The sequence below is a fragment of the Aeromonas sp. ZOR0002 genome (assembly GCF_963866995.1).
Taxonomy (GTDB): Bacteria; Pseudomonadota; Gammaproteobacteria; order Enterobacterales; family Aeromonadaceae; genus Aeromonas; species Aeromonas caviae.
In genome coordinates this window covers 31,335-45,988 of sequence record NZ_CAWMFQ010000398.1, presented here as the reverse complement: position 1 = coordinate 45,988, position 14,654 = coordinate 31,335, and the positions used below count along the sequence as shown (strand labels likewise).

Sequence of the window (14,654 nt, the reverse complement as noted above, 5' to 3'; positions counted from 1 at the left end):
ACCTTAATCCTTCGCCTCCACCTGCTTGGGATCCTTGGTGCGCACGCCCCAGATGATCAGACCAATGATGAAGAACGCACTCGGCGGCAGCAGCAGCAGGCCGTTGGGCACATACCAGCCACCATTGTTCACCAGCGGCAGCAGCTCGATGCCGAACCAGGTGCCGGAACCCAGGATCTCGCGCACGGTGGCCACGGTCAGCAGCACGGCGCCATAACCCAGACCGTTGCCGATACCGTCCAGGAAGGAGGGCAGCGGGGCACTCTTCATGGCGTAGGCTTCGGCACGACCCATCACGATACAGTTGGTGATGATGAGACCGACGAACACCGACAGTTGCTTGGAGATGTCGTAGGCATACGCCTTGAGCACCTGGTCAACCACGATAACCAGCGAGGCAATCACCGCCATCTGGGCGATGATCCGCACGCTGTTAGGGATCTGGTTGCGGATCAGAGAGATGAACAGGTTGGAGAAGGCGGTGACCGCGGTAACGGCCAGCGTCATCACGAACGCCGTCTTCATCTGGCTGGTAACGGCCAGCGCGGAACAGACACCCAGCACCTGCAGTGCGATGGGGTTGTTGCCGAGCACAGGCGTCAACAGCAACTTTTTCATTTCGCTCTTGTCAGCCATTGTTGATTTCTCCTGCACGTACCTTGGCCAGGAAGGGACCGAAGCCCTTGGGGCCCATCCAGAAGTCGAAGGTGTGCTGTACACCATTACCGGTCAGGGTTGCACCAGACAGGCCGTCGATTTCATGCTCGGAACCAGCCGGAGCATGGCCCTTGATCACCCGCAGCGCAGGCTGACCGTTCTGGTCGAACAGCTTCTTGCCGACGAACAGCTCGCGCCAGGCCGGGTTCTCGATCTCGCCACCCAGACCCGGGGTTTCACCGTGGTCATAGTAGGTGATGCCCTTGATGGTCTGACCGTCGGCCGCGACCGCTACGAAGGCATACATGGTGGACCACAGACCCTGGCCGTAGATCGGCAGGATGATGTTGTCGACCTTGCCTTCGGCATCTTTCGCGAAGAACACGGGAACCAGCTTGGAGATCTGACGCAGGCCGGCCTTGTCGTCGGCCGGGGCCAGACGGATGCTCTTGGCCGGATCCTTGGCGGCGACTTTGGTGTCGAAGTTGTCGGCGTCGCCGTCAACGAACTCACCGCTGGTCAGATCCACCAGACGCGCTTCAATCTTGTCGCCATAGAGCTGGGCCAGATCACGCTTGGCCACGGCGCTGATGTCGACGCCGGCGACGGACAGGATGTTGCTTTGCTTGTCCAGTGCCTTGTTTTCCAGCTGGGCCGGACGCAGACCCACGGCAGCCACGGAGACCACGATGGAGCAGACCAGACACAGACCGGTCACTACGGCGAGGGTGCCGGTAGTAGAGTCTTTATTAAACGCCACGTGCGATCCTCCGCTTGATGTTCGCCTGCGCCACGAAATGGTCAAACAAGGGGGCAAACAGGTTGGCGAACAGAATGGCCAGCATCATGCCTTCCGGGAATGCGGGGTTCACTACCCGGATCAGCACCACCATCACGCCGATCAGGGCGCCATACCACCACTTGCCCTTGTTGGTGAAGGCAGCGGAAACGGGGTCGGTCGCCATGAAGGCCATGCCGAACGCGAAGCCACCCAGCACCAGGTGCCAGTGCCACGGCATGCTGAACATGGGGTTGGTATCGGAACCGATGACGTTGAACAGCAGGGAGGTCGCGACCATGCCGACCATGACGCCAGCGATGATGCGCCAGGAGGCTATGCGCATGTAGACGATCATGGCTGCGCCGATGAGGATCATCAGGGTGGAAACTTCACCGATGGAACCGGGCAGGTTGCCAAGGAAGGCGTCCATCCAGCTGATGGCTTCACCGGTGGCACCGTTGATCAGCGCCATCTGGCCGCCCTGGGCCCACTGGCTCAGTGCGGTTGCGCCGGAGAAGCCGTCAACGGCAACCCAGACCGCATCACCGGAGATTTGACCCGGGTAGGCGAAGAACAGGAAGGCACGACCCGCCAGCGCCGGGTTCAGGAAGTTTTTGCCGGTACCACCGAACACTTCCTTGGCCAGCACCACACCGAAGGTGATACCCAGGGCAGCTTGCCACAGGGGCAGCTCGGGCGGCACGATCAGGGCGAACAGGATGGAGGTCACGAAGAAGCCTTCGTTGATCTCGTGCTTGCGCACCATGGCGAACAGCACTTCCCAGAAACCACCGACGATGAAGACGGTGATGTAGATCGGGAAGAAGTGCGCCGCACCGATCAGCATCTTGCTGCCGATGCCGGCGACGGCCGGATCCAGCGAGGCACCGAACAGGGTGGCCAGGGCGTATTGCCAGGAATCGGCACCGGCCGCGCTGCCCATGTGGGCGATGGCGGCGATGGACTGGTTGCCGACGTTGTACATGCCCCAGAACATGGCCGGGAACACGGCCAGCCACACCATGATCATCATGCGCTTCAGATCGATCGCATCACGGACGTGGGCGGCATTGCGGGTCACGGAACCCGGGGTATAAAACAGGGTGTACGCCGCTTCGAACAGGGCATAGTACTTGGCGTACTTGCCACCCGGCTCGAAGTGATGTTCCATATTTTCAAGAAGTTGCTTGAAACTCATCGCTTAACCTTCCAGTTCGATCTTGGTCAGGCACTCACGCAAGACGGGGCCGTACTCTGTCTTGCCGGGGCAGACGAAGGTACAGAGCGCCAAATCTTCCTCATCCAGCTCCAGGCATCCGAGCGCCTGCGCGCTGTCGGTGTCACCGGAGATCAGATCCCGCAGCAGCAGGGTCGGCAGGATGTCGAGCGGCATCACACGCTCATAGTTGCCGATAGGCACCATGGAGCGATCACTACCGTTGGTGGTGGTAGTGAAGTTGATGAGTTTGCCCTTCATCAGGTGAGAGAGGGTGGTACGGGTGATGGAGAACTTGTTGGCACTGGGTTTGACCCAGCCCATGAACTCTTTCTCACGGCCTTCGCCCAGCACGCTCACCTGGTTGTGGAAGCGACCCAGGTAGTCATGGACCCCTTCGGCCTTGGCACCGCTCAGCAGGGAACCGGAGATGATGCGGTTTTCGTCCGCACGCAGCTCGTTGTTGGTCAGCTGGCTGAGGCTGGCACCCAGACGGGTACGCAGCAGACGCGGCTTGATGACGTTCGGGCCAGCCAGGGAGATCACCTTGTCGGTGAAGATCTGGCCGGTGGTGAACAGCTTGCCGTAAGCGATCACGTCCTGATAGTTGATGTGCCACTGCACCTTGTTGGCACCGACCGGATCCAGGAAGTGGATGTGGGTGCCCGGCAGACCGGCGGGATGCGGACCGACGAACACTGCTTCCTTGACCTGGGCCAGGGAGGAGTGCGGCAGGCTGGCTTCGCCCTTGCAGACGTGGACGGTACCATCGGTCAGGCGGGTCAGCACGGCCAGACCGTCGAGGAAGGCCTGGGCCTGCTCCTTGATGATCAGCTCCGCACTGGCGGCCAACGGGTTGGTGTCCATGGCGGTAACGAAGATGGCGCGCGGGGTGGAGCCCACGGCCGGCACCTTGCTGAATGGGCGGGTACGCAGCGCGGTCCATTGGCCTGATGCGACCAGGATCTCCTGCACCTTGCTACGCTCGAGCTGTGCCAGCTCGGCGGAGGCAAAATGCTCAAAGGTCACCTGCTCGTCGGACCCATCGATGTCGATGACGACGGACTGGAGAACACGCTTGGCACCACGGTTGATCTCAGAAACCACACCGGTGGCAGGGGCCGTGAATTTAACGCCGGGATTCTTCTTATCTTCGAAGAGCTCCTGACCTTTAATGACGCGATCACCTACTTTGACAAACATAGTAGGACGCATCCCCACGAACTCTTCGCCGAGTGTAGCAACACGGGTGATGGCCGGGCCATCGTAGATTACTTGCTCCGGAGCACCCAGCACGGGGATGTCCAGTCCTCTTTTAATTGTAATCATACTCACTTGCACTACCGTTAAGGGAAGACAGGTTGGTTAGCGCCGAGAAATACATCACGACGAGTTGTTGAATGAGCCCGTCAACATCGCGGAAAGCTGTCGAAGAAATAAACAAATCAGCAACATACAGGATCATTCAAAAGCGCCTGAGTTTACCACCTTAGGCGAGTTAGCCGCCACGCCAAATGGGGAAAATCCCCGCCCTATCACAAAATTAACCTTCACTGAATATTTCGCGCACGTCCTTGCAAACCGTGGTTTTAAAGGACTTTTCGCAAAACTAACCATATAGAGGTATTTTTCAGGCGTAAGGAAAAGGATTAGAAAAAATAATGCTACACCCCTCATCCCTGGCGGCACACCATTCGTGATAGCGTTGTTAATGGCCCGAGGAAGGCGCCATCAGAAGGTCCAACGGCTCACGCAAAGGGGGATTTGCTGACGCAACCCGGCGTCTTTGGCGCCTGCTCCCTGGCCTGCCACTCGGATTCGGTATAGGTATGCAACGCCAATGCATGAATGGCTCCCGCCAGCTCGTCGGCCAGCACCCCGTTCACCTGACGATGGCGCCCCAGCAAACGCTGTCCCTCAAACGCCTGGCTCACCACGACTACCTTGAAGTGGCTTTCGGAGCCCGGTGCCACCCTGTGCATGTAGCTTTCATTGATCACTTCCAGGTGGCTCGGGGAGAGCGCGGCGGCCAGCTTGGCCTCTATCTGTTGTTGCATGCTCACGGTAAGGACTCCTCGTTGAATATCCGGCCATTGTAGCCAGGGTTGTGCGCCCGATGCATCAGGTACGAAGGATCCGCTCGCTCTCGCCGTACCGGACTGGTGAATTTCTCCGCCGCCGCTAGAATAGCGCCACTTTCACCGCTGCCGGGCAACACGGGGCAGACGGTCGCCATTCATCAATCACACGTTGGACTCTTGCCTATGCAAACCCTGCTCGACACGGCCCACTGCCGCCTGACCCTGTATCGTTACCCGCGGCAGAGCCAGGACCCTCTGCAGGCCTGGGATGCGGCGGACGAGTACCTGATAAGCCACCTTGCCGAATCGCAGCAGGCACCTGACGGCCCCGTCATCATCATGAACGACGGCTTCGGCGCCCTGGCAGGCTATCTGCATGCCCACGCCCCCGTCTGCGTGACCGACTCCCACATCAGCGAGCGGGCCACCCTGGCCAACCTGGCGGAAAACGGGCTGGCTCCCCACGCCATCACCCTGCAGGATGCGCTGGCCCCCCTGCCCGATGCCCCCGCCCTGGTGGTGATCAAGGTCTCCAAGTATCAGGCGCTGCTGGAGCAGCAACTGCTTGCCCTGCGCGGGGTCGTGACCCCTGCGACCCGCATCATTGCTGCCGGCAAGGCCAAGGACATCCACACCTCCACCCTCAAGCTGTTCGAAAAGTATCTGGGGGAGACCCGCACCTCGCTCGCCTGGAAGAAGGCACGCCTCATTCATTGCACCCCGGCCGCCGAGCGCCCGTCCCTGACCAGTCCCTTCCCGACCGTCTGGCCGCTGGAAGGCACCGACATGCTCATCCACAACCATGCCAACGTGTTCTCGCGCACGAGCCTGGATATCGGCGCCCGCTTCATGCTGGACAACCTGCCCATCCACAGTGCCCGCAGGGTGATCGATCTGGGATGTGGCAATGGCGTGCTCGGGCTCTCCCTGCTCACGCGCGACAGCGAGGTGGAGGTGACCTTCATCGACGAATCCCGGATGGCGGTGGCGTCCGCACGGCTCAACGTCGAGCACAACCTGCCCGATGCCCTGCCCCGTGCCCACTTCATGGTCAACAACTGTCTCGATGACGTTCCCGTCGGGGCAGCGGACAGGATCCTCTGCAATCCCCCCTTCCATCAGCTGCAGGCGATCACCGATCACATCGCCTGGCAGATGTTCAGCGACGCCCATCGGGTGTTGCCTCAGGGGGGCGAACTCTGGATAGTAGGCAACCGTCATCTGGACTATCACAACAAACTCAAGCGCCTGTTTGGCAACGCACAAGTCGTTGCGTCGAACAGCAAATTCGTTATTTTGAAAGCCATCAAACGCTAAAGATAAAGCTAAAGGAAACCCATGATGAAAAAGTCACTCTTGCTGCTGGCCGCTCTGGTATTAGGCGGTTGTGCTACTCACTGGCCCGAGAGCGCCCTGCTCAACCCGCAAGTCATCCCCTCCAACCAGCAGTATTACTCCGGCAACCGCATCACCATGGAAGGGGTGGACAAGCGTGAAGCCGCCTATGTCTTCTCCATCAAGAAGAAAGAGAAGGCCCCTGTGCTGGTGAACAGCAGTCAGCCTCTCAACAGCCTGCTGGCTGAAAAACTGGCGGAAGGGCTGCGCAGCCAGGGCCTGGAAGTGGGCAACAGCGGCACCACCAACCTGACGCTGGCCATCTCCACTGCCGCCGTCACCGTGGAAGAGAAGACCTTCACCTATGTCACCAAGTCCCGCGTCAGCCTGCAGGTGATTGCCGACTTCCAGGGCAGCAAGCTGACCAAGCAGTTCAACATGTCCTCCAGCAAGGAGGGCCCGGGCGAGCCGAGCATGGCCGATCTGGAATCCACTCTGAACCAGCAACTGGGCAGCGTGCTGCAGCAGATCATGGCCGACGAGGCGCTGCGCGGTTATCTCAAAGGTCAGCCGAGCTGAGCGAGGACATATAAATGAAGAAACTCTGGTTACTGGTCACCCTGATCGCCCCCCTGGCTTTTGCCGGTCAAAAAGTCCAGATGGAGACCAACCATGGCACCATCGTCGTGGAGCTGGCCCCCAAACAGGCGCCCCAGACCGTGAAGAACTTCCTGCGCTACGTGGCAGACGGCAGCTATGACGGCAGCCTGTTCCACCGGGTGATCCAGAACTTCGTGGTGCAGGGTGGAGGCTACAACCAGCAGTTCCAGCCCCTGCCGACCTTCGATCCCGTGGTCAACGAGTCCAGAGGCGGCCTGCCCAACAAGCGCGGCACCATCGCCATGGCCCGCACCCAGGCGGTCGACAGCGCCACTCGCCAGTTCTATTTCAATCTGGTGGACAACGACAACCTCAACGCCAATGCCGGCGCCGGTTACACCGTGTTCGGCCAGGTCGTGAAGGGGATGGAGGTGCTGGACAAACTGGCCCAGGTCCAGACCGGCTACAGCTCCATCCTGCGTGCCAACGACGTCCCCACCAGCCCCATCATCCTGAAGAAAGTGGTGCTGCTCGCGGACAAATAACGCGGCCCGGATCACATTCCACCGCGTCCCTGAACGGGTCACCGGTCTCTTTTTCTATACTCTGCTCCCCGATGTGTGCCACGCATCGGGGAGCAGAACCAGAAGGAGGAACCGGTGACCTGTCATGATTACATAGCCCAACACGCCGGCCCGCTGGCCCAGGCGGTTCGCCATTTTCTGGCACGCAAGATTCCCTACCAGCAGCTGGAGGACTTGAGCTGGCAGCTCCTCTCCCATTGGCAGGCGCTCTGCGTGATCCCCATGGACAAAACCCCCGCCAACGCACAGGAAGGAGTGTTCTGGCATCTGCTTCACAGCCTGCACCTGTGGGATGAGCAGCGCCTCCTTTGTGATGACGCGCTGCGCCTGCAACTCATGGCCTGCGCCAATTTTCTCGCCGACGGGGGCCCCTGCCCGCACCACTGCATCGGCTCACGCCCCTGAAACCTGCCGCTCCCCCCTCGGCTTGCCTTGGCTACGCCTGCCGAACCTGACAAAATGACCCCCTTTTCCCCGAGGAGTCAGGCAGTTGAACAATCTCCGCCCGCCCAGCCACACACCGGGCCGCGCCACCCGCTGGCGAGATGCCCTCGCCGTCTATCTGGAAGCGCGGGTACTCATCCTGTTTGCCATGGGATTCTCCTCCGGCCTGCCCTTGCTGCTGGTCTTTGGCACCCTCTCGTTCTGGCTGCGCGAAGCGGATGTCAGCCTGACCGACATTGGCTACATGAGCTGGGTAGCGCTGGCCTACGGTTTCAAGTGGCTGTGGTCGCCCCTGGTGGATCGGCTGCCCCTGCCCCTGCTGTCACGGCTGCTTGGGCGGCGACGCAGCTGGATGCTGTTCTCCCAGGTGCTGATCGCCCTCTCCCTGGTGGGGATGGCCTATTGCGATCCCAAGACCCAGCTCGCCCAGCTGGCCCTCTTCGCCCTGCTGGTGGCCTTCTCCTCTGCCACCCAGGACATCGTCATCGACGCCTATCGCATCGAATCCGCTCCCGAGCGGCTGCAGGCGGCCATGGCCGCGTCCTATATGACGGGGTATCGACTCGCCATGATCATGGCGGGAGCGGGGGCGCTTGCGCTGGCGGCCTGGCTCGGCAGCAACAGCGGCTATGACTATCGCGGCTGGCAGCTCACCTATCTGCTGATGGGAGGGCTGATGTCTCTTGGCATCCTCACCACCCTGATGAGTCACGAGCCGCAGATCGATCTCAAGAGTCAGGACGAGCAGCAGATGGCGCGCAAGGCCACCCTGCTGGCACGGGGTTGGTCCCCCACGCTGGCCGGGCTGGGGGCCTGGACCTACGAGGCCATCTGGTGTCCCTTCGCCGACTTCTTCCGCCGCTACGGCTCCTCGGCCCTGCTGATCCTGGGGCTTATCGCCTGCTATCGCATCTCGGACGTGGTGATGGGGGTGATGTCCAACAGCTTCTATGTGGATCTGCAGTTCAGCAAGACGGAAGTGGCCACCATCACCAAGGTCTATGGCGTCATCATGACGCTGGTGGGAGCCGCGCTCGGGGGCGTGCTGGTGATGCGCTTTGGCACCCTGCGCATCCTGTTCCTCGGCGCCGTGCTGACCGCCAGCACCAACCTGCTGTTCGCTCTCCTCAACGAAGTGGGCCACAACCTGGAGCTGCTGACTCTGATCATCTCGCTGGACAACCTCAGCGCCGGCATCGCCACGGCTGCGTTTGTAACCTATCTATCGAGCCTCACCAACGTCGCCTTCTCCGCCACCCAGTACGCCCTGTTCAGCTCCATCATGCTATTGCTGCCCAAGTTGCTGGCGGGGTTTTCCGGTCGCGTGGTGGAGCAGATCGGCTACAGCCACTTCTTCATCGGCACCAGTCTGCTCGGCATTCCGGTGATGATCCTGATCATCATGGTTGCCAAACGAGGCAGGGCCTTGTCACCACAAACGCACAAATAGCAAGCGTTTGCGCATTTTAGGGGGTGATTAGATTCACAAATCCTGACAAAGTTCCCTGGTGCTTGTTTATCCGCTGAATTTATTTGGCTAGAATCCCTCCCGCTCCTTGTGGGCAGGCTACGGAAAACCTCAACTAACGCACAAGAGACCAATAAAATGGCCAAATTTACCAAGACTCTGATCGCTGCCGGTCTGCTGGCTGCCTCCGCCACTCCGGCCTTCGCTGCCGACTACAGCGGCGACATCCACAAGAACGACTACAAGTGGTTCCAGTTCAACGTGATGCACACCATCGACCAGCTGCCCTACGCTGAGTCCGAAGGTGGTTACAACGATACCTACTTCGAAATGGAGTTTGGTGGCCGTTCCGGTATCTTCGATCTGTACGGTTACGTCGACGTATTCGACATCTTCCAGAACCGTCACGACGACAAGCACAACCAGGACAACCTGTTCATCAAATTTGCACCGCGCATCTCCATCGATGCCATGACCGGCAAAGATCTCTCCTTCGGCCCGGTGCAGGAAGTCTACATCGCCAACCTGATCAACGTAGGTGGTCCGGATGGTCTGTTTGAAGCCATGACCGGTCTGGGTGCAGACGTCATGGTGCCCTGGTTCGGCAAAATGGGCATGAACCTGTATGCCCGTCACGTCAATGAAGGCGGTGGCGAGCAGGGCTGGAACGGCTATCAGTTCTCCATGAACTGGTTCAAGCCTTTCTACACCTTCTCCAACGGCAGCTTCGTAGCCTATCAGGGTTACCTGGATCACCTGTTTGATGCCAAGGACACTTCCACCGACGGTACCGCCATGTTCAACGGCCTGTACTGGCACTCCGACCGCTACGCCGTCGGTTACGGTCTGAAGTACTTCAACGACATCTACGGCATCCAGAACGGTTCCTACGGTCTGAAGACCACTGGTTTCGGCCACTACTTCTCCGTAACCTACAAGTTCTAATCGAACTCGTCACACGGACACAAAAAAACCGGAGCAGCTGCTCCGGTTTTTTTTATGCCCTCATGCTGGCAGTGGGGGGAGAGCCGCGCCCTCCCCGTTCGCCATCAATCGCGGAAGTTCTGGAACTGCATCGGCTGGCCCAGTTCGGCGCCACGTACCAGCGCCATGGTCTCTTGCAGATCGTCGCGCTTCTTGCCGGTGACCCGCACCTCGTCGCCCTGGATGGCGGCCTGCACCTTGATCTTGGAATCCTTGATGAGCTTCACCAGCTTCTTGGCCACTTCCTTGTCGATCCCCTGCTTGAACTTCACGGTCAGGTGGAAACGCTTGCCGGAGTGGACGCTGTCACCCACATCCATGGAACTGTTCTCGATCTGGCGCTTGAGCAGGGCGCCACGCAGGATCTCGACCATCTGCTTGAGCTGGAAATCGGCATCGGCTTCCAGCTTCACTTCTTCCTTGTTCAATTCGAAGCTGGCTTCCACACCACGAAAATCGAAACGGGTCGCCAGTTCACGGTTGGCGTTATCAACGGCGTTCAACACCTCGTTCATTTTGACTTCAGAGACAATATCGAATGACGGCATAGCCGGGCTCCTCATGCTGTACTTCAGGTTGTGCTGACAGGTGGGCAAATCTACCAGAAAACGGGCAAATTTGCTGATTTCGATGGGATTGCTCTGCTAGAATCCCCTGCGCACAGGAATGGTGAGACCCGTTAGAACCCGTTCAGGAGCAGTCGCGATAGGTCCGACACTCGGTGAAGTGCAGCCCAGGCACCCGTATGGTCATGCATACATGAGGCTCCCTGGCTGCGCATGAACCTTGAGCACGACCCGGCAACCAGCTCATACCGGTTCCAGGTATTCACCAAGCGACATCTTCCCTTATCCCGGGTTGGCGGTTGACAGGATGGCAGCCCTTCCCATGATCGAGCCTCTTCATGCCAAGCGGATTACGCGACAACAACCTGAAAACACGCCGTCACCCTGTCTCTCCCGAGTGGACCTTGCTGGGCTGCGGCGCCCTGGGCGGCGTCTTCGCCTCCCTGTTGACCCAAAGCGGCCAAGCAACCCGCCTCCTGCTGCGCGAGCGCCATCGTGCCACCTTGCACCCCGGCGTCGACTTTACCTCCCTTGAGGGGCATACCCAGCTCCTGGCCATCGAACGCGCCTTCATCGACAAGCCGGGCAGCATCAAACGCCTGCTGGTGATGACCAAGGCGGGGCAGGTGATATCGGCCCTCACTCCCCTGGTCGGGCAACTGGCGGCAGGGGTGCCCATCGTGCTGCTGCACAACGGCATGGGGATCGCCGATCAGGTGGTCGCACTCTTCCCCGACAATCCGGTGATCGCCGGCGTCACCAGCCATGGCGCCATGCAGAGCGGCCACTTCGTGTTCCGCCACACCGGCAAGGGGGAGACCTGGCTGGGCCCAATCAACGAAGCGGCCCGTGCCCATGCCCACCTCGCCGACGAGCTGGCCAGCGCCCTGGGTCAGGCCGGTTGGGATGAGCAGATCCTGACACGTCAGTGGCAGAAACTCGCCGTCAACTGCGCCATCAATCCCCTCACCGCGCTCTACAAGCTCAAGAACGGCGAATTGGCCGGTCCGCGTTTTGCCGATGCCCTGCAGCAAATCTGCGTGGAAGTGGCTGATGTCATGCGGGCCGAAGGTCAGCCTACCGGCAGCGAAGAGCTGTTGCGCCGTGTCATGATGGTGGTGGAGCTCACCGCCGACAATTACTCTTCCATGTATCAGGACATGGAACAGGGCCGCGAGACCGAGATCGAAGCCATCACCGGCTTCCTGCTGAACAAGGCCGCCCTTCACGGTATCGCGGTGCCGGTCAATCAGGGCCTCTATCAGGCCGTCAAAGAGAAGCGCTGAGCAGAGCTGGCAAGCAAGGAGTGCAGGATGAGCGTACTGGTACTGGTGGCCCCCGGGTCGGAAGAGATAGAGACGGTTGCCATCGTCGATACCCTGGTTCGGGGTGGCATCGATGTGGTGCTGGCCTCCTGCTGCCCCACTGGAGCGCGCCAGATCCGAGCCTCTCGCGGGGTGCAACTGGTGGCGGATTGCCATCTCGACGAGCTGACCACCCGTGACTTCGATGCCATGGTCGTGCCGGGCGGTCTGCCCGGCAGCGAAGTGATCCGCGACACCCCCCTCGCCATCGACCTGCTACGGGAGCAGGCAGGCCTCGGCCGCTGGCGCGCCGCCATCTGCGCCGCACCCGCCGTGGTACTGCACCATCACGGCTTGCTGGGGGATGCGAGCACCACCTGCCATCCGGGCTTTCAGGCCCGTCTGCCCGCGACACAATTGAGCACGGCGCGGGTAGTGACCGATGAAGCCCATCGCCTGATCACCAGCCAGGGCCCGGGTACCGCTATCGAGTTCGCTCTCGAGATAGTACGGGTACTGCGCGGTGACGAGGCCGCCCGCGCGGTCGCAGGCCCCATGGTGTTGCCCCCTTCGGTGTTGCCATAATCGCACCAATCACTTCTCTGAAAACGGCAGAGCCCCCTTGCTTGGTCTATGTTGGCTGCTCTTGTGCTAGATAAAACAATCCGGGCTTCCCCGGCCTGGCACCGGCTGTTAACATGCGCCCCTTATGCCTGTTATGTGCTCTGGGGTGGCCGTCACGCCGCCCTGACCCTGCCCTGTGCGGCCTCTGCCGCCTGACTCCGGTTATGCCGACCGGCCGGTTTGCCCGGCCATCAACAGCCAATGCAACCCTGTGATCCCCGCCATTCCCCCTGATTTGCGGGCCTGTGGCCATGGATCCTCAACGAGCGAGAAAATCCCCATGCTGGAACGTGCAAGACAAGAGTGGTTCTCCAACATACGGGGCGATCTGCTGTCAGGCATCGTCGTCGCCCTGGCGCTGATCCCGGAGGCCATCGCCTTCTCCATCATTGCGGGCGTCGACCCCAAGGTCGGCCTCTATGCCTCCTTCTGCATCGCCGTGGTCATCGCCTTCGTCGGCGGTCGTCCCGGCATGATTTCCGCCGCCACCGGCGCCATGGCGCTCCTGATGGTGACCCTGGTCAAGGAACATGGCCTGCAGTATCTGCTGGCGGCCACCCTGCTCACCGGCCTCTTCCAGATAGCGGCGGGCTACCTCAGGCTCGGCAGCCTGATGCGATTCGTCTCCCGCTCCGTGGTGACCGGCTTCGTCAACGCCCTGGCCATCCTTATCTTCATGGCCCAGCTGCCCGAACTCACCAACGTCACCTGGCAGGTCTACGCCATGACCGCGGCCGGGCTTGGCATCATCTATCTGTTCCCCCTCGTTCCCGTGGTGGGCAAACTGCTCCCCTCCCCCCTGCTGTGCATCGTCGTCCTGACGGCGGTGGCCATCACCCTGGGCATCGACATCCGTACCGTGGGCGACATGGGCGAGCTGCCCGATACCCTGCCGGTCTTCCTCTGGCCCGACGTGCCCCTCAATCTGGAGACCCTGGCCATCATCTTCCCCTATTCAGCGGGGCTGGCGGTGGTGGGACTGCTCGAGTCCATGATGACGGCAGCCATCGTCGACGAGATGACCGACACCCCAAGCGATCGCAACCGCGAGTGCAAGGGTCAGGGGATCGCCAACATCGGCGCCGGTCTGCTGGGAGGCATGGCGGGGTGCGCCATGATTGGCCAGTCCGTCATCAACATCAAATCCGGTGGCCGCGGCCGCCTCTCCACCTTCGTGGCGGGGACCCTGCTCATCCTGATGGTGGTCTTCATGGATGAGTGGATCCGTCAGATCCCCATGGCCGCCCTGGTGGCCGTGATGATCATGGTCTCCATCGGCACGTTTTCCTGGGAGTCGGTACGCAACCTGAAGAGCCACCCCCTCTCCACCAACCTGGTGATGGTGACCACTGTCGCCGTGGTGGTCGCGACCCACAACCTGGCACTCGGGGTCTTCGTGGGGGTGCTGCTCGCCTCTCTCTTCTTCGCCCACAAGGTTGCCCGCGTCATGCTGGTCAAGAGCGACAGCGAGCGCAGCGGCGCCGTGCGTACCTATCTGGTGCGGGGCCAGGTCTTCTTTGCCAGCGCCGAGCAGTTCCTGGCCAGTTTCGATTTCAGGGAGGAAGTGGAGAAGGTGGTCATCGACCTGACGCACGCCCACTTCTGGGACATCACCGCCATCACGGCCCTCGACAAGGTGGTCATCAAGTTCCGCCGCGAGGGGAAAGAGGTGGCGGTCATCGGCCTGAACGACGCCAGTGCCACCCTGGTCGATCGCTTTGCCATCCACGACAAACGCCAGGAGGGAGAGCCCCTGCTGGCCGAGCATTGATCCCGGCGCCCCATGAGGGCGCTGCCTGCAAGCCATAAAAAAAGCCCGTCTCTCCCCATGAGATGGGCTTTTTTTGGGCTGTTGGATCACAGTCAACACACGCGCCTCGGCTTGCCTATCCTCAACCGATGGGGCAATGCGGGGTCATGACCTGCCGTCAGGGTGCAAGAGGGGCCAGGAAAGCTGGAACAGGGTGCCGCCCCGCCCGCCGGGTTGGCAGACCGCACTGCCGCCGTGGG

General features: G+C 60.8%; 16 protein-coding genes. 9 read left to right on the top strand and 7 right to left on the bottom strand.

What is annotated here, in order from left to right; translation table 11 throughout:
• Positions 1 to 3: 3 nt before the first annotated feature.
• From AACR77_RS22665 to AACR77_RS22645, 5 genes are all read right to left on the bottom strand, one after another.
• Positions 4 to 636: an NADH:ubiquinone reductase (Na(+)-transporting) subunit D gene (locus AACR77_RS22665; RefSeq protein WP_005303545.1), complete on the bottom strand. Its 633-nt coding sequence runs from the start codon at positions 634 to 636 to the stop codon at positions 4 to 6.
• Positions 629 to 1,417: a Na(+)-translocating NADH-quinone reductase subunit C gene (locus tag AACR77_RS22660; protein WP_029313922.1), complete on the bottom strand. Its 789-nt coding sequence runs from the start codon at positions 1,415 to 1,417 to the stop codon at positions 629 to 631. The genes AACR77_RS22665 and AACR77_RS22660 overlap by 8 nt, the downstream gene beginning before the upstream one ends.
• Positions 1,407 to 2,636, bottom strand: coding sequence for an NADH:ubiquinone reductase (Na(+)-transporting) subunit B (locus AACR77_RS22655; protein WP_010673367.1), 1,230 nt, complete (start codon positions 2,634 to 2,636; stop codon positions 1,407 to 1,409). Before AACR77_RS22655 ends, AACR77_RS22660 begins: the two co-directional genes overlap by 11 nt.
• Positions 2,637 to 2,639: 3 nt before the next feature.
• The gene (locus AACR77_RS22650) at positions 2,640 to 3,983 is read right to left on the bottom strand and encodes a Na(+)-translocating NADH-quinone reductase subunit A (protein WP_029313920.1); all 1,344 of its coding nucleotides are present in this window, start codon (positions 3,981 to 3,983) and stop codon (positions 2,640 to 2,642) included.
• Positions 3,984 to 4,402: 419 nt separating this feature from the next.
• Positions 4,403 to 4,711, bottom strand: a complete 309-nt coding sequence (locus AACR77_RS22645) for a BolA family protein (RefSeq protein ID WP_010673364.1) — start codon at positions 4,709 to 4,711, stop codon at positions 4,403 to 4,405.
• 207 nt (positions 4,712 to 4,918) lie between these two features.
• On the opposite strand from AACR77_RS22645, the gene AACR77_RS22640 reads away from it, so the two are divergent.
• The 6 genes from AACR77_RS22640 (at position 4,919) to AACR77_RS22615 (ending at position 10,111) form a co-directional block, all read left to right on the top strand.
• Entirely contained in the window at positions 4,919 to 6,052 is a 1,134-nt protein-coding gene (locus tag AACR77_RS22640; protein ID WP_042877855.1) for a methyltransferase, read from the top strand.
• A 24-nt stretch (positions 6,053 to 6,076) separates the two neighbouring features.
• Entirely contained in the window at positions 6,077 to 6,649 is a 573-nt protein-coding gene (locus AACR77_RS22635; RefSeq protein WP_039040711.1) for a YajG family lipoprotein, read from the top strand.
• 14 nt (positions 6,650 to 6,663) lie between these two features.
• Positions 6,664 to 7,215: a peptidylprolyl isomerase gene (locus tag AACR77_RS22630; protein ID WP_010673361.1), complete on the top strand. Its 552-nt coding sequence runs from the start codon at positions 6,664 to 6,666 to the stop codon at positions 7,213 to 7,215.
• A gap of 114 nt (positions 7,216 to 7,329) precedes the next feature.
• Entirely contained in the window at positions 7,330 to 7,659 is a 330-nt protein-coding gene (locus AACR77_RS22625; protein ID WP_042877853.1) for a hypothetical protein, read from the top strand.
• Positions 7,660 to 7,744: 85 nt separating this feature from the next.
• Positions 7,745 to 9,148, top strand: a complete 1,404-nt coding sequence (locus tag AACR77_RS22620; protein ID WP_052224721.1) for an AmpG family muropeptide MFS transporter — start codon at positions 7,745 to 7,747, stop codon at positions 9,146 to 9,148.
• 156 nt (positions 9,149 to 9,304) lie between these two features.
• A complete protein-coding gene (locus AACR77_RS22615; protein ID WP_039040713.1) occupies positions 9,305 to 10,111 on the top strand; it encodes a nucleoside-specific channel-forming Tsx family protein in 807 nt (268 codons plus the stop codon).
• Positions 10,112 to 10,215: 104 nt separating this feature from the next.
• On the opposite strand, the gene AACR77_RS22610 is transcribed toward AACR77_RS22615, so the two are convergent.
• Positions 10,216 to 10,698 carry a YajQ family cyclic di-GMP-binding protein gene (locus AACR77_RS22610; RefSeq protein WP_010673357.1) on the bottom strand — a complete coding sequence of 161 codons (483 nt, stop codon included), beginning with the start codon at positions 10,696 to 10,698 and terminating at the stop codon, positions 10,216 to 10,218.
• A 356-nt stretch (positions 10,699 to 11,054) separates the two neighbouring features.
• On the opposite strand from AACR77_RS22610, the gene AACR77_RS22605 reads away from it, so the two are divergent.
• The 3 genes from AACR77_RS22605 (at position 11,055) to AACR77_RS22595 (ending at position 14,415) form a co-directional block, all read left to right on the top strand.
• On the top strand, positions 11,055 to 12,002 hold the full coding sequence (locus AACR77_RS22605) for a ketopantoate reductase family protein (protein WP_042877851.1): 948 nt from the start codon (positions 11,055 to 11,057) through the stop codon (positions 12,000 to 12,002).
• Positions 12,003 to 12,029: 27 nt separating this feature from the next.
• Positions 12,030 to 12,605 carry a DJ-1 family glyoxalase III gene (locus AACR77_RS22600; RefSeq protein WP_042877849.1) on the top strand — a complete coding sequence of 192 codons (576 nt, stop codon included), beginning with the start codon at positions 12,030 to 12,032 and terminating at the stop codon, positions 12,603 to 12,605.
• Between the two features lie 319 nt (positions 12,606 to 12,924).
• Positions 12,925 to 14,415, top strand: coding sequence for a SulP family inorganic anion transporter (locus tag AACR77_RS22595; protein WP_042877848.1), 1,491 nt, complete (start codon positions 12,925 to 12,927; stop codon positions 14,413 to 14,415).
• Positions 14,416 to 14,559: 144 nt separating this feature from the next.
• Here AACR77_RS22595 and AACR77_RS23225 read toward each other — a convergent pair.
• Positions 14,560 to 14,654: hypothetical protein (locus tag AACR77_RS23225; protein WP_042877846.1), on the bottom strand; the 95-nt coding region annotated here is incomplete at its 5' end.

Coding starts and splice junctions, on each gene's coding strand:
- AACR77_RS22665 (WP_005303545.1), bottom strand. CDS start 636: ATGGCTGACAAGAGCGAAATGAAAAAGTTGCTGTTGACGCCTGTGCTC.
- AACR77_RS22655 (WP_010673367.1), bottom strand. CDS start 2,636: ATGAGTTTCAAGCAACTTCTTGAAAATATGGAACATCACTTCGAGCCG.
- AACR77_RS22650 (WP_029313920.1), bottom strand. CDS start 3,983: ATGATTACAATTAAAAGAGGACTGGACATCCCCGTGCTGGGTGCTCCG.
- AACR77_RS22645 (WP_010673364.1), bottom strand. CDS start 4,711: ATGCAACAACAGATAGAGGCCAAGCTGGCCGCCGCGCTCTCCCCGAGC.
- AACR77_RS22640 (WP_042877855.1), top strand. CDS start 4,919: ATGCAAACCCTGCTCGACACGGCCCACTGCCGCCTGACCCTGTATCGT.
- AACR77_RS22635 (WP_039040711.1), top strand. CDS start 6,077: ATGAAAAAGTCACTCTTGCTGCTGGCCGCTCTGGTATTAGGCGGTTGT.
- AACR77_RS22630 (WP_010673361.1), top strand. CDS start 6,664: ATGAAGAAACTCTGGTTACTGGTCACCCTGATCGCCCCCCTGGCTTTT.
- AACR77_RS22615 (WP_039040713.1), top strand. CDS start 9,305: ATGGCCAAATTTACCAAGACTCTGATCGCTGCCGGTCTGCTGGCTGCC.
- AACR77_RS22610 (WP_010673357.1), bottom strand. CDS start 10,698: ATGCCGTCATTCGATATTGTCTCTGAAGTCAAAATGAACGAGGTGTTG.
- AACR77_RS22605 (WP_042877851.1), top strand. CDS start 11,055: ATGCCAAGCGGATTACGCGACAACAACCTGAAAACACGCCGTCACCCT.
- AACR77_RS22600 (WP_042877849.1), top strand. CDS start 12,030: ATGAGCGTACTGGTACTGGTGGCCCCCGGGTCGGAAGAGATAGAGACG.
- AACR77_RS22595 (WP_042877848.1), top strand. CDS start 12,925: ATGCTGGAACGTGCAAGACAAGAGTGGTTCTCCAACATACGGGGCGAT.